This window comes from Pseudoselenomonas ruminantium (assembly GCF_900104055.1).
In the GTDB taxonomy this organism is placed as follows: Bacteria; Bacillota; Negativicutes; order Selenomonadales; family Selenomonadaceae; genus Selenomonas_A; species Selenomonas_A ruminantium_C.
This window is the reverse complement of the sequence record NZ_FNJQ01000013.1, coordinates 1-15045: the sequence shown is the minus strand read 5'-3', so window position 1 is coordinate 15045 and position 15045 is coordinate 1. Positions and strand designations below refer to the sequence as shown.

The 15045-nt window shown below is 50.6% G+C and carries 9 protein-coding genes; 8 read left to right on the top strand and 1 reads right to left on the bottom strand.

Translation table 11 applies throughout. The features are described 5' to 3' along the window. Positions 1–74: 74 nt before the first annotated feature. Entirely contained in the window at positions 75–1463 is a 1389-nt protein-coding gene (locus BLQ59_RS06925; protein ID WP_074572152.1) for a pyruvate carboxylase subunit B, read from the bottom strand. A gap of 445 nt (positions 1464–1908) precedes the next feature. On the opposite strand from BLQ59_RS06925, the gene serA reads away from it, so the two are divergent. The 8 genes from serA to BLQ59_RS06885 form a co-directional block, all read left to right on the top strand. Then, positions 1909–3495 (top strand): phosphoglycerate dehydrogenase, encoded by a 1587-nt coding sequence (gene serA, locus BLQ59_RS06920; protein WP_074572151.1) that lies wholly within the window; start codon positions 1909–1911, stop codon positions 3493–3495. Positions 3496–3597: 102 nt separating this feature from the next. Then, positions 3598–4176 (top strand): helix-hairpin-helix domain-containing protein, encoded by a 579-nt coding sequence (locus tag BLQ59_RS06915; RefSeq protein ID WP_074572150.1) that lies wholly within the window; start codon positions 3598–3600, stop codon positions 4174–4176. Between the two features lie 15 nt (positions 4177–4191). After that, the gene (locus BLQ59_RS06910) at positions 4192–6585 is read left to right on the top strand and encodes a DNA internalization-related competence protein ComEC/Rec2 (protein WP_074572149.1); all 2394 of its coding nucleotides are present in this window, start codon (positions 4192–4194) and stop codon (positions 6583–6585) included. Between the two features lie 71 nt (positions 6586–6656). Next, a complete protein-coding gene (locus BLQ59_RS06905) occupies positions 6657–6848 on the top strand; it encodes a hypothetical protein (protein WP_014425072.1) in 192 nt (63 codons plus the stop codon). A 38-nt stretch (positions 6849–6886) separates the two neighbouring features. Further along, positions 6887–9022 carry a transporter substrate-binding domain-containing diguanylate cyclase gene (locus tag BLQ59_RS06900; RefSeq protein ID WP_218122875.1) on the top strand — a complete coding sequence of 712 codons (2136 nt, stop codon included), beginning with the start codon at positions 6887–6889 and terminating at the stop codon, positions 9020–9022. Between the two features lie 32 nt (positions 9023–9054). Continuing rightward, the gene (locus BLQ59_RS06895; RefSeq protein ID WP_074572147.1) at positions 9055–11643 is read left to right on the top strand and encodes a 3'-5' exonuclease; all 2589 of its coding nucleotides are present in this window, start codon (positions 9055–9057) and stop codon (positions 11641–11643) included. 128 nt (positions 11644–11771) lie between these two features. Continuing rightward, a complete protein-coding gene (gdhA, locus tag BLQ59_RS06890; protein ID WP_014425069.1) occupies positions 11772–13121 on the top strand; it encodes an NADP-specific glutamate dehydrogenase in 1350 nt (449 codons plus the stop codon). A 569-nt stretch (positions 13122–13690) separates the two neighbouring features. Further along, the coding region (locus BLQ59_RS06885; RefSeq protein WP_143005307.1) for a hypothetical protein at positions 13691–15045 on the top strand (1355 nt) is incomplete at its 3' end.

Genomic DNA, 15045 nt, shown 5'->3' with positions numbered 1-15045 from the left:
TTTGTCCAATAAAAGGGCTGACCAGTCGGTGTTCTGGTCAGCCCTTTTTGTGACATGGCAGTATTGACTATATGTTAGGAACGCTTGTAAGCCGTTACCTTCTGATAATGTTTCTGGAAGAATTCCTCGGCAACCTGCGGGAACAGGGCATAGGAGAGGACATCTTCTTCAGACGGGTTCAGGAAGCCTTTTTCCTTGAGTTCGGCTTCGAATTCAGCGAAGGTCGTAGCCTTAGCATCTTCCACGGAGCAGTCTTCGATGATATCTTCCGGTGCAATGCCCAGCGTCTTGGTGAGGAAATCTTTCTCCACAGGAACAGGCGTGCGGCCGAACTTGCCGCGAGCCAGGTCTTTGAATTCCGTCGGTACCATCTTGTAGCGTTCGCCGCTCATGACATTGAAGGTTGCCATGGTGCCCACGATCTGGGAAGACGGCGTAACGAGCGGCGGATAGCCAAGGTCTTTGCGGACGCGTGGCATTTCGTCGAGCAGTTCCTGATATTTATCTTCCATGCCGGCTTCCTTGAGCTGGTTAGCCAGGTTGGAGAGCATGCCGCCCGGAATCTGGAAGTCCAGAACATTCGGGTTGATATCGAAATAACCTTTGAGGTTGAATTCGTTGATGACGCGTTTCTTGACTTCGAGGAAGTGTTTGGAAATCGGCGTGAGCTTCTGTACGTCAATGCCCGTATCATATTCCGTGCCTTCCAAAGCGCGGACCATGGTTTCGGTGCAAGGCTGGGAGGTGTCAGAGGAGAACGGAGCCAGAGCCGTATCGATGATATCGACACCAGCTTCGACAGCTTTGAGGTAAGTAGCATGGCCAAAACCGGAAGTGCAGTGCGTGTGCAGTTCAACAGGGATGTCCAGAGCGGCTTTGAGTTTCTTGACCAGGTCTTCAGCAACGTAAGGTTTCAGCAGGCCGGACATATCCTTGATGCAGACGGAATGGCAGCCCATTTCCTGCAGTTCCTTGGCCAGTTCAACGAACTTTTCATTAGTGTGGACCGGGCTGATGGTGTAAACGAGGCAGCCCTGTACTTCCGGCTTTTCCGGGCAGGCGAGTGCTGCTTCGATAGCGACCTTCAGGTTGCGGACATCGTTCAGTGCATCGAAGATACGGAACACGCCAACGCCATGTGCGGAAGCATGTCTGACGAATTTTTCCACAACATCATTGGAGTAGTGGTTATAGCCAAGAAGATTCTGACCGCGCAGGAGCATCTGGATTGGCGTCTTGAGATTAGCCTTCAACGTGTCCAAACGTTCCCAGGGATCTTCACCCAGGAAACGCAGGCAGGTATCAAACGTAGCACCGCCCCATGCTTCCAGGGCTTTGTATCCCACTGCATCCAGGGCTTTCAGCTGAGGAAGCATATCCTCAATGCGCATGCGAGTGGCACACAAAGACTGGTGACCATCACGCAGGACGGTCTCCATGATTTTTACGGGTTTCTTTGCCATAACTAACACTCTCCTCTGAATTATTTACGCATAAATATTAGTTATGCGTCTTTATCCGTGACGAGCTGGAAAAACATAGTATGAAAACTTTATGAGTCAGCGTAGATACTAAGTTTTTGCAGCATCACAAAATTTAACATCACAAGCATAGTATAGGTGCTAATTATGGCTTTGTCAATGAATAACGTGATTTTTTTCCCATACCATAACTAATTGGAATAATAGACGTAGATTATCGTAAAATATGGACAATTTACGGAAGGAAGCCAGATAATAGGTATGATGAGTCGGGATTTGTTGTTATACTGTTTATATTTTACACGAAAAAGTTACAAAAGATGGTAAAAAAAATAAATTGTGTTTTTCTGAAAAACACACTTGATACTACAAAGTGGATAACTTATAATGGAATAGTGATTGATTTTGATTTTAAGGAGCGATTGATATGAAGGTTTTGGCTGCTGATGGTATTTCGCCGAAGGGCATTGAGCTCTTGCAGAAGGAATTTGAAGTGGATGTGCGGGACAAGCTTTCCGCCGAAGAACTGCTGGAGATCATTCCTCAGTATGATGCCCTGATGGTGCGTTCAGCTTCCAAGGTGACCGCTGAGGTCATCAATCGGGCAGAGAATCTGAAGATTATCGGCCGTGCGGGTGTCGGCGTGGATAATATTGATATCCCGGCAGCTACGGCTAAAGGCATTATCGTCATCAACTCCCCGGGCGGCAACACTATTGCTGCGACGGAGCACACCATGGCCATGATGCTGGCGATGTCCCGTAATATCCCCATTGCCAATGAAACCATGCAGAAAGGCGAGTGGAATCGCAAGAAGTATGTGGGCGTGGAACTGCGGAACAAGACGCTCGGCGTTATCGGTATGGGGCGTATCGGTTCCGGCGTGGCTAAACGCGCGATGGCCTTTGATATGAATGTCATTGCTTATGATCCCTATATCAATGAAGACCGGGCCAAAGATTTGGGTGTGACCGTTGGCACGCTTGACGATGTCATCACCCAGTCCGACTTCATCACGGTGCATATGCCGCTGACGCCGGATACCAAGGGTATGATCGGCATGGAACAGATGAAGAAGATGAAGAAGGGCGTGCGTCTCGTGAACTGTGCCCGCGGCGGCATCATCGTCGAAGAGGATCTGGCCGAAGCAGTCAAGCAGGGCATCGTGGCTGGCGCGGCTATCGACGTATTCACGAGTGAACCGGTGGGCTCTGACCATCCGCTGGTTGGTGTGCCGGGCATCGTACTGACGCCGCATCTGGGTGCTTCCACGGTTGAAGCACAGGTTGGTGTATCCCTCGATGTATCCGAAGGTATCCTGGCTGCCCTCAAGGGTGAGCCGGTGGCTACGGCAGTCAATATGGCGCCGGTTTCCCCGCAGGTCATGAAGGTCATTGCCCCCTATCTGCCCTTGGCAGAGCGCTTGGGCGGCACGGTGGCTGCTTTGGCAGAAGCTCCGGTCAAAAAGGTGGAAGTCACCTACAATGGCGAGATCACTGAAGTCAATACCGGCATGCTGACCACGGCTGTGATCAAAGGCCTGCTGAATCCCATCATGGAAAACGACGTGAACTACGTCAATGCGCCTGGCCTGGCTAAAGAACGCGGCGTCAAAGTCACGGAAGTCAAGAAGAAGGAAGCCGAAGATTTTGCCAACCTGATTACGGTCAAGGCCGATATTGGCGGTGGCAAGACGCTGACGGTACAGGGCACGCTCTTTGGCAGCGAAGCCCGCATCGTGCGCATCAACAAGTTCCGCGTGGACGTAGATCCGCAGGCCCGCATCCTCGTCTGCCCGCATATCAACAAACCGGGCGTTATTGGTACGATCGGTACCTTCCTGGGGGTTCATGGCATCAATATTTCCGGCATGCAGGTGGGCAAGACGGAAGTCGAAGGCAAGAGCCTGATGGTACTGACCATTGACCATGATATCCCTGCCGCAGTACTCAAGGACGTCAAGGGCATTGACGGCATTTTGGATGCCAAGCTCGTGAACTTCTATGCGGTTTGATTAAAATAATAGGCAGAAAAACTCCTGTTGCGGCAGGAGTTTTTTTCTTGCCCGCGAAGTAGCAGGTGTATAGTTACAATGGATAAAAGGCGGTGAGGTACAATGCCAATGTACAAAAAGGCAATGTTTATCCTGCTGATTATCGTGATTGCAGCAGCGAGCGGCACCTATTATGGGCTTTATCAGGAAGAGCAGTCTGCGGTGCTGGAGTCAGCAGGAACAAGTGACGGTGATCTGCCGGCAAAGGAGATTACGGTTTATGTGACAGGGGCGGTAAACAAGCCGGGCTTGGTGAAGGTGCCGGAGGGAGCGCGGGCGGCCGATGCAGTCAATGTTTGCGGCGGTCTGCTGCCAACTGCGGACAGCGAAAAAGTCAATATGGCACAGGCCTTGAAGGATGGCCAGCAGCTGAAAGTGCCGGAGAAAAATCCCGCCGCAAATGGCAGTCAAAATGACCGGTCAGACAAGTCAAAGTCAGCGGACAATGGAGAAAAGGTCAATATCAATACGGCAGACGAGAAGGCACTCGACACCTTGCCGGGAATCGGCCCGGCCATGGCCAAGCGGATCATTGAGTACCGGGAAACAGAAGGGGCGTTCCAGTCCATCGAGGATATCAAGAAAATCCGCGGCATTGGGGACGCGAAATTTGCCAAGCTGAAGGATAAGATCTGTATTTGAGAAAGCGTGAAGGCCATGCATATTGGTCAAGGGCAGGAAGCTTTTCTGGGAATATTGCTGTTTTCTCTTGGTGCAGGGATTTCTGCGGCGAGTCTTGTCCATCTGACATGGGGCATGATACTGGCAGGCATTATCGTATTGGGGCTATTGTCAGCTTATGGTTGTTATCGTGCACAGAAATGGACAGGACTGGCATTGGCGCTATTGTTTTTCCTGCTGGGCATGCTGCGTTTTTTAGCGGTGGATACCCTGCTAGCAGCGGATATTTCCCATTTGGCCCGGGAAACGGTCAAGGTGGAGGGGATATTGCGCGAAGAGCCGCGTCTGAGCGAAGATGGTCAGGGCGGACAGAAACAGCGTTATCTCATTGATGTGACGAGAGTAAAAAAGCAAGGGGAGGATTGGCAGAAGGGCAGTGGCGGCCTGTATATTTATGCCCATAGCCATAAGGCCCCGACGGTGCAGATTGGAGATAAGGTAAGTGCAACGGGCAAGGTGCGTTCCCCGCACGGCTACCAGAATCCCGGCCAGATTGATACAAAGATGCTGCTGAAAAGCCAGGGCATCACAGCGTCACTTTCAGCGGGAAAACAGGGGATAAAAGTCACCGCAGTGGATACGGCAGTATTCCAGCGCAAGCTGGTGGAAATCCGCCGACATTATCGGGAGCGCATGGAGCAGGTCATGCCCAAAGCCGATGCGGCGGCTATCTTTGCAATGCTGTTCGGCGGCTATGATGGCATCAAAAGAGAGCTGGTTGAGGATTTTACGGCCGTTGGTATCGTGCACATATTATCCGTGTCAGGTTCCCATATCAGCCTGCTGGCAGCGGTGATGGCCGTGCTCGGCACGTTGTTGCGTCTGCCCAAGGCAACTACAGCGGTGCTGGTGGTGGCCCTGATTATCGTCTACAGCCTGCTGGCCGGGGCAGTGCCACCGGTAATCCGCTCGGCCATTATGGGCGCGCTGGCTTTTGTGGCACTGGCTTTGGACAGGGAACGGGATGCCCGGCGAATCTTGCTGTTGACCGGGCTGGTGATGTTGATTATCTCGCCGTTATTGCTCTTTCATATCAGTTTTCAGCTCTCCTTTCTGGCCACGGCAGGGCTTTTGTATCTGGCTCCTGTTTGGCAGAACTATATGCGGGAGCACGGCTGCAGTAAGTATCTGGCCGCAGGCATCTCCATAACCATGGCCGCGCAATTAGCGACATTGCCGATACTGGCCTGGTATTTCAATCAGCTGTCCCTGTCTTCCCTGCTGGCCAATCTGATTGTGGTGCCTTTGGTGGAACTGATGATCGTGCTGGGGCTGTTTGCGGGCGTTGTTGCCTTTATCCTGCCATTTGTGGGCAGTGTAGTATTTGTCTGCGACAGCCTGCTTTTGGGCATTGTCACGGAAATGACGGCCAAGATTGCCGCCCTGCCCGCTAGCCAGGTTTGGATTCCTTCCCTGAGTTTTGGCTGGAGTGCTTTGTATTATGTTGGTTTGGGACTGTTTTTGCTGACGGAGGAGCAAAGGGAGAAAGCTGCTGCCTGGTTGAAACAGAGGCGGAAACTGCTCGGGATAGGCGCATTGGTATTGCTGGCCTTTGTCATCAGTATGCATCTGGCAAAGCCAAAGGAATTGCAGGTGCATTTCATTGACGTGGGACAGGGAGATGCGGCGCTGATCATTACGCCCCATGGCCATGCTTTCATGTTCGATACGGGCGGCACACGGGATGGCAATTTTGATATCGGCGCAAAGGTGGACGTGCCATATCTGCTTCATTATGGCGTGTTGCGGCTTGATGGCATCTTCCTGAGCCATGCCCATGAAGATCACGCGGCCGGCTGTGGCTCCATCCTGAAGAAAATCCCGGTGACGCAGGTGATAACGGCAGATGAAGGCGTGCTCGATTATGCCCGCAGCATGAAGCTCGGAGATAATGATCCGCTGCTGCATAAATTCCATGTTGGCCGGCAGGGCGAGCAGCTGGTGGTGGACGGCGTGACCATTGAGGTCTTGTTTGCGCCGCCGCTTAAGGAAGGCGATAATAAGACCGGCAACGAAGCCTCCAATGTCTACCGCTTGAGTTATGGCAAGGCCAGTGTCCTCTTTACGGGAGACCTGACCAAGGAAAGAGAAGTGCAGTTACTGTCAGAAGGCATAAATCCTGTCAGCACCGTGCTGAAGGCCGGCCATCACGGCAGCGACACCTCAAGTTCACCTGAATTCCTGCAGGCCGTGAGGCCAATATATGGTGTATTTTGTGTGGGGGCGGACAACAGCTTCGGCCACCCCAAGCCTGATGTGGTCAAACGTTTTGCAAAGCAAGGGATCAAGACATATCGGACGGATGAAGATGGGGCTGTGGTGTTTTATACGGATGGGGAACATATAAGAGTGGAAAAATATATAAATTAGCAGGATTTTTTCGTAAAAGGTGGAAATATTATAAACAGTTAGTAAAAAATGTGCAGAAGGGATGATTTATTATGACAGCTGAAGAATTCAGAGCAGAAGCAGAAGCAATCGGCATCACGCGGGCTGCAATCGATCAGACCATCGGACTTCATGAGAAATTCCTGCGCATGGGCATGACGCCGGCCAGCTATGAGGAGATACTGGCTGCAAAACAGAAGAAATCCTGCGTGGAAGTGTTTGAGGCTTCGCTGGCAGCACATTGAGCCATAAGGAAAAGGGTGTAGGTTTGGTTAAACTTTGTTTGCGTGTTTTTTTATGTCTTGTCCTGCTCTTAGGCATAACCGGCAGGATGGGGGAAGTTGAAACAGTTTTTAAGGAGGTATGGGCCTCAGGAAATACAGTTCCAGACACGAAGCCGGTTCGGGTTGGTTATGTGGAAGCGCCCTGCTTCATGCAGGGTATGAGTGATGATGCGGCCAAATCGGGCATGGCTTATGACTATCTGCAGCGTGTGTCCTATTATACGAATTGGAGCTATACCTATGTATATGGGGACTGGGCGACTATCCTGGATAAGTTGTGCAAAGGGGAAGTGGATGTCATGGCCGGCGTTTCAAAGACGCCGGAACGCGTTGGCAAGATGCTCTTTCCCGATTATGCTATGGGTTCGGAGAACTATTATATCTATGTCCATGCAGATCATCCTCTGGCAGGCAGCGGCCTTGAGGGACTGGCAGGCCACACGGTCAGTGTCAATGCAGATACGATCATGTATGACCTGCTCCAGCGCTGGAATGAGGAGGGACGCTATCAGCTGAACATCCTTACCTATAGCGGCAATGCGAAACGCTATAAGGATTTTAAGGCACAGCGGGCGGATGCCACAGTGGATACGGACAATGCGGTTCAGGATGATGAGAACCTGATTCCCCTGGCACAGATTGGGCAGTCGGATTATTATCTGGCCATCAATAAGGACCGTCCGGATCTCTTGCAGGACCTCAATGCAGCGCTTCGGAAAATAAGTGCAACGAATCCCAGATTTACCGATATGCTGGCCAGTGCGTATTTTTCCAAGTTGGCCGTAGTGGCCAATCTGCCTGCGGACGAACTAGCCTGGCTCAGTGCGCATCCGGTGATTACGGTGGGGTATATAGATGACTATCTGCCCTTGTCGGATTGTGACGATGAAGGGCAGATAAATGGTATTCTGAAAGATATCCTGCAGGAAATTGCGCTGAAACTGAACATCCAGGATAAAGTGCGTTTTCAAGGGGTTCCCTATGACAGCTATGAGGAGCTGATTCATGCGCTGGCGGATGGTTCTATCGATGTGGCTTTTCCCATCAATAACGATGTACAACAGGCGGAACGGGATGGTCTGTTCCTGAGCAGTGAGGTTATCACTACGCCCATGCATCTGATATACATGGGCGATTTTTCTGCGCTGAATCTGCGGCGTATCGGGGTGAAACGAGAGAATTCGATTGGCGATACCTATGTAAAGGCTTATTATCCTGAGGCGGAAATCGTTTATTACGATAATGTCGAGGAAATGCTTACTGCCGTCAAACGCGGAGAGGCCGATGGTTGTATCCTCAATCAATTCCGCAAGGATGCTTATCTGCTGCATGCAGGTTATCGGGAATTACAGACGATTCCTTTGAAGCATTACATCAGCCGTGGCTTTGCTGTAAGACATGGGAATAGCGAGCTGTTATCGATATTGAATCGCGGCATATCGAGGCTGCCGGCTGATTTCAGTCTCACTTCCACTTATGCGTATACGGGCAGGATGGCACCGATGACCTTCAAGGATTATCTGGTGGAGCATTTGCTGGCCGTTTGGCTGGTGGCGGGAATCATCATTGCGATTTTAAGCGTCTTGTTGGCCTACATTTTTTTCATTCGTCACAATAAGAAAAAAATACAGTATATCGCCCATCATGATAATCTTACGGGCCTGCTCAACCGGAACAGTTTCAATATTTTCCTGAGTGCCCATAGCAAAGGTTATCCGCGGGATGATCTGGTGGTGCTTTCCATGGATCTGAATGGGCTAAAAGCTGCTAATGACAATCTGGGGCATGAGGCTGGGGATGAGCTCCTGATCGGGGCTGCCGGCTGCATGAAGCAGGTTTTGTCGCCCTATGGTTCTGTATACAGGACTGGCGGGGATGAATTTGTGGCCATCATAGAAGCCGTGCCGGAAAGCCTTCCATCGATTGTACAAGCGCTGAAAGTCGCTTTTGGCCATTGGCAGGGCGACAAGAATAAAGTTCTTTCGGTGTCTTTGGGAATTGCGCATAATGGTGAGACGCAAAAGCTGAGTCTGAGTGAGCTGATTGCCTTGGCTGACCATGAGATGTACAGGGACAAAGCGGCTTATTATAACCGTCAGGGTGCCGATAGAAGACGGCAGCAACAGCAGGAATGAATGAACCAATGAACCAAGGTGACACAGGAACTATGGAATTACAGGAATTGAACAAGGAACAAAAAGCAGCCGTAGAGGAACTGGAGAAGAATATTCTCCTGCTGGCACCGGCTGGGACGGGCAAGACCAATACCCTGGCCTGTCGCATTGCACATATCATTGAAGAAAACAGGGCCATGCCCGAGGAAATCCTCTGTCTGACCTTTACCAACAAGGCCTGCCGGGAAATGCGGGAGCGGGTGGAGGCCCGGGCCGGGGAGAATGGCCGGCGGGTGATGGTCAAGACCTTCCATGGCTTCTGCTATGAGGTCATCAAGGCCGAGGCCAAGCGGCATGCGGATCTCTTTACGGATTTTACGATATTTGACGAGTCAGACTGCCAAGGGCTATTGAAGGAAATCGTGGATGAGGAATGGCCCCTGCGAGCGGTGCAGAATCTCGTGAACCAGCTCAAGGAGAAAAAGGCCGAGTACGCCATTGCCAGCGGCAATCTGCAGCAGGATTATGAGGAAACTTTGCGCAAGCTGGTTAAAGAGGATGCGCAAAGCGTGAAGAACCTGGCCATTGATGATTCCTATCACTTCCATCAGCGGCTATATGAGGGATGGCAAATTTGGGGGGCGGAGAAGACTGCCCTTTATGATGAGCGACTCCATGAGCTGCATGGGCTGGATTTTACGGATCTTTTGGTGCAGGTGGATGAACTGTTCCGGCAGGATGAGGTGGCGGCAAAATGGGCGCGGCGCTTTGTCTATATCAATATCGATGAGGTGCAGGACACGAGCTTGCTGGAGTACCGCATCATTTCCCAGATTTTCGGCACAAGCCGCTTGCTTCTATGCGGGGATTATTTTCAGACCATCTATGAGTGGCGAGGCTCTCATCCGGAGGTTGTACTGCGCAGGTTCCAGCAGGACTATCAGCCCCGCCGCATTGTGTTGCACGAAAATTATCGGGCCACGCAGGTGCTGTTGAATGCTTCCTTTGACTGGCTGCGGAACTATTTCCCGGAGCGGGTGAACCTGCTGTATCCGGATGGCTTGCAGGCGGTGAGCCGCGATTATGGTCAGCCAATCGTGCTCAAGGGCGCGGCCGATTTCAGCGAGGAAGCGCAGTGGATTTACTATACCATCCAGCAATTGCCCGTGGAAAATTATTCCCGGGTGTGCATCCTGACGCGCAGCAATCGCTATAACAAGGAACTGTCGGCACATTTCCGCGCTTTGGGGCGGTTCCTGCCCGATAACGAGCGTTTGCCTTTCATGCTGATTGACGAGCAGAAGTTTTTCCGGCGGCAGGAGGTCAAGGATGCGCTGGCGGTATTGAAACTGGCGGTCAACAAGCACGATGTGGCCAGTCTCGTGCGGGTGCTGAACCGTTTTGCCAAGGGCATTGGCCCGGCGACCATCAAGAAGCTGTCCAGTGATGAAATCCGCAGTGCGGGCATCCGGCTCACGGATTTTGTGGAGGCTGAGGCCCGGCAGACCGGCGATCCCTATGCAGGGCTTTTGCAGGCCATCGAGGCAGAAAATGTGATTGTCTTCGATGTGGAGTCCACAGGGGTGGACACGACGCGGGATGAAATCGTGCAGATTGCGGGCATCCGACTGGCAAAGGATGGCTCGGTGAAGGAAAAATTCGTGCGCCTGTTGAAGCCTCTGACCAAAGTGGGAGATTCGTTCAAGGTTCATGGGTTTTCCGATGCGCAATTGGCGGCCGAAGGGGAAGATCCCAAAAAGGTCTTACAGGAGTTCTGCGACTTTGCCCGCGGGGCCGTGCTCGTAGGGCATAATGTCACCTATGATCTGCGGATCCTGGGCAGCGAACTGTCGCGGCTTGATATGCCGCAGCTGGATTATCCGCAGTTCTATGATACGCTGGATATCTTCCGGCGCTTCTATCCGAATCTGCCCAACCACAAATTGGAGTTTTTGGGCAAATACTGCCAGGTCAGCCACCCGTCTTCCCATGATGCCTTTGACGATATCATGGCCACGGCGGAAATCCTGCTCTATGCCGTGGAACGGGATTTGCGGCCGCATGCAGCAGAACGTCGGGAAATCATGGGCAAATATCAGGATCTGTTTACCGAATGGACGGAAAAACTGACTGAGGTCCGCCATCAGGCAAGCCGTCTGCGGCCTTGGCAGCTCTTGGGGAAGATCGTGCTGGATTTTGGCATGAAGGATTATTATGAGGCCCATAAGGAACCACAGCGGGTGGAGCATCTGCGGGATTTGTTTCGGCAGGCCCGTGACCTGGATGATGAAGCCATCCGCCCCTTGGATGCCATTGAGCGCTTCCTGCGCTATACGACGCTGTCCAATACGGAACTCGATACCCTGACGAAAAAGCCGCAGATTCCCATTATCACCATCCATCAGGCCAAGGGTTCGGAGTTTGACTACGTGTTCCTGGCAGGCTTACAGGAGGGGACATTCCCAAGCATGCAGGCGGAGAAAAGCAAGCGGCTCGAGGAAGAAGCACGGCTGTTTTATGTGGGGCTGACGCGGGCGAAGAAACAATTGTTCCTGTCGTGGTCGCAATCACTCTACGGGCATTGGCGGCATATCAGCAGGTTCTTGCAGGTTTTGCCGCGGAAGTATGTGCAGAATGCTTAACAGTTAGCTTGGCTTTTAAGGGCATTTTCTCTTTTTTGATAAAATTATGTACATTCAGGCAAGATTGTAGTATAATGGGCTATGGTAGACAGAATTGTATAAGTTTTATAGACAAAGGAGCGATTACTTTGGCAGACATGAAACAGTATGTACAAGATACGTTAGACCTGATTGCAAAACGCGATCCGGATCAGCCGCAGTTCAAGAATACGGTGTCCAAGGTTCTGGAGAGCGTTATTCCCGTACTGGAAGCCCATCCTGAATTTAAAGAACAGAAGATCCTGGAGCGCATCATCGAGCCGGAACGCGTAATCACATTCCGTGTTCCCTGGCAGGATGACAAGGGTGAAGTTCATGTGAACCGCGGTTTCCGCGTCCAGATGAGCAGCGCCATCGGCCCCTACAAAGGCGGTCTGCGCTTCCATCCCAGCGTCAACCTCGATATCCTGAAATTCCTGGCCTTCGAGCAGGTGTTCAAGAATGCCCTGTCCGGTCTGCCCATCGGCGGTGCCAAGGGCGGTTCCGATTTCGATCCCCATGGGAAATCCGACAACGAAGTCATGCATTTCTGCCAGAGCTTCATGACCGAGCTCTATCGCCATATCGGCCCGGATGTGGACGTACCGGCCGGTGATATCGGCGTAGGCGGCCGTGAAGTTGGCTATCTCTATGGCCAGTATAAACGCATCCGCGACAGCTATGATGCCGGCGTCCTGACGGGCAAGCGCGTGGATTATTGGGGCAGCCTGGCCCGTACGGAAGCTACCGGTTACGGCCTGCTCTACTTTGTCAAGAATATGCTGGATGCCAAGGATATCAGCCTCAAGGACAAGACCGTGGTCGTATCCGGTTCCGGCAACGTGGCTACTTACGCCATCGAAAAGGCCCAGGCCTTCGGCGCGAAGGTTGTGACCTGCTCCGATTCCAACGGCTATGTCTATGATCCCAACGGCATTGACCTGGCCGCTGTCAAGGAAATCAAACAGGTGCGCCGTGGCCGCATCAAGGAATATGTGGAGACTCATCCTCAGGCTGAATACCATGAAGGCTGCAAGGGCGTCTGGACGGTCAAATGCGATGTGGCCCTGCCCTGCGCAACCCAGGGTGAGATTGATCTCGAAAGCGCAAAAGCCCTCGTGGCTAACGGCGTAATCGCCGTGGGCGAAGGCGCCAACATGCCGTCTACGCTTGAAGCTATCGCATACTTCCAGCAGAACAAGGTGCTCTTTGCCCCGGGCAAGGCAGCCAACGCGGGCGGTGTATCCGTATCGGCCCTCGAAATGGCCCAGAACTCCGAACGCCTGCAGTGGACGTTCGAAGAAGTTGATGGCAAACTGCAGGATATCATGGCCAATATCTACAAGAACTCCAAGGCCAATGCCGAAAAATATGCAGATCCTGATGACCTCGTAGCCGGTGCTAACATCACTGCCTTTATCAAGGTAGCCAATGTCATGCTGGCCCATGGTCTGGTATAAGAAAATTTGACTGTTGACCAATCGGTTTCAGTTGGTCGATGGTTTATAGACGATTTTAAGATACTTTCCCTCAAATATAAGAGAGACGAATATTGCCAAGCGGGCGGTCTGATAAGTCAGATGTTGACAGTCAGGCCGCTCGCTTTGTCTTTTTACTGAAGACAATGAGAATAAATTCCAGTTCGGATTTTTAATTTATTTTTAATCTAAGTAATCAATTTCGCCCTATTATATGTTATAATCTTGTCTATATGTGTATTTCGTAATGGATGATGGTATATAGAAGTGTTAAACTTTGATCAGATTCTTGCTGAGTACTGGCAATGAGAGAGGGGGACTGGATATGGTAGCCCGCAGTGAATAGCTTATGCGGGCTTTTATGAAAACGTTTCCTGCTTATCGCGGACGATTTGATGTGGAACGAATTTTCCTTTTGCAAGGATTTTGACGGTAAGATCTATCAGGCACCCCTCATTATATCTTCGCCTAGCTTTATAAGGTTATCTTAGAAGCTAAATATATAATTTATACACACAATATATTTACTTTTTAAGGAGAGATATTTTTATATGGATTTACTTAGGCAATACGGGTTAACAGTTCTTACTGTAGGTTTTATGTTGTGGTGGTATTTTTGTAAAGGGAAAAAGACATTTTGTCATGAAGTTGATAAAAATCCTTTTGGCGATTATCCTCAACCCAAACAAGCACAAACCTTTGGTGTACTAGGGACCTTTTTCGGTATTGCAGTAGGACTTTTAACCTTTAATGCTGATCAAGATGCTATGCACGATAGTGTAATGAATTTATTGGGAGGTATGTCCACAGCTTTCATTACATCTATTGCGGGTATGGTAATGTATTTGCTGCTTAGTAATTATCAGGATGAGGCGCAGAAAACTGCTGAACTAGCCAATGAAGATATTGTTGATGATGATGCCAGTATAGCGGATCTTATTCGTTATCTGCAGGAAGACGGTCAGCAGCAGCGGCAGGAAAATGCGTCAATACTGGCTTCTATGCAGGAACTTTCCAAATGCGTACGGGAAGAAGGAGAAAAGCGCCGTGAAGATGGTCAAGCAATGTTGGCTGCTATGCAGGAAAATAATAAAGTTTTAGGCGACACCATTTCCAAGGCGATTGCTGATGTACAGCGGTCTGTCGTTGGTGATGGTGATTATACGGTTATCGGACAGATGAAGCAAATGCGTTTGGAGAGCAGGGATGAAATCGGTAAACTTCGAGATGAAGCCCGTCAGGCTAATGAGGAACTGATTCGAGAGTTCCGTGAATTTGCCAAGACTATGGCTGAAAATAACACCAAGGCCTTTATCGAAGCACTTAATGAAACCATGAAGGACTTCAATACTAAACTTACTGAACAGTTTGGTGAGAATTTCAAACAGCTCAATGAGGCTGTGGGAAGATTGCTTGACTGGCAGATTCAGTATAAAGAAACGGTAGAAGAAGTTACCGCTACCCAGCGTGAAATTTTTGCTGGCATAGAAAGTGTTCGGGAGTCCATGCAGCACATGGAAGATTCTGCCGCCAGCATGACCGAAAGTGCCAATAAGATGGCAGACCTTATTGTTACTGCCAACGCTTTTAATGAAAAGTTAGAACAGGCCCTCACGGAACTGAAAAAAATTGGTGGAGAGGCGCAAAATGCCGTACCGAACATTATTTCTCTGGTAGATACGTCAAGTACCGAAATTGCTGGTTTTACCAAGAGCACCATGGAAACCATGCAGGAATCGATGCAAAAGACCAGCGAAAATCTGCAACAGATGGCAGACAAGGGAATTGAAGAAGCTAACCGTCATTTTGATGAAATTGGCCAACATATCAACACATCTGCTGATCAGATAGCTAATCATGCTAAGAGCGCCATGGAAACCGTACAGGAATCGACGAAAAAGACCAG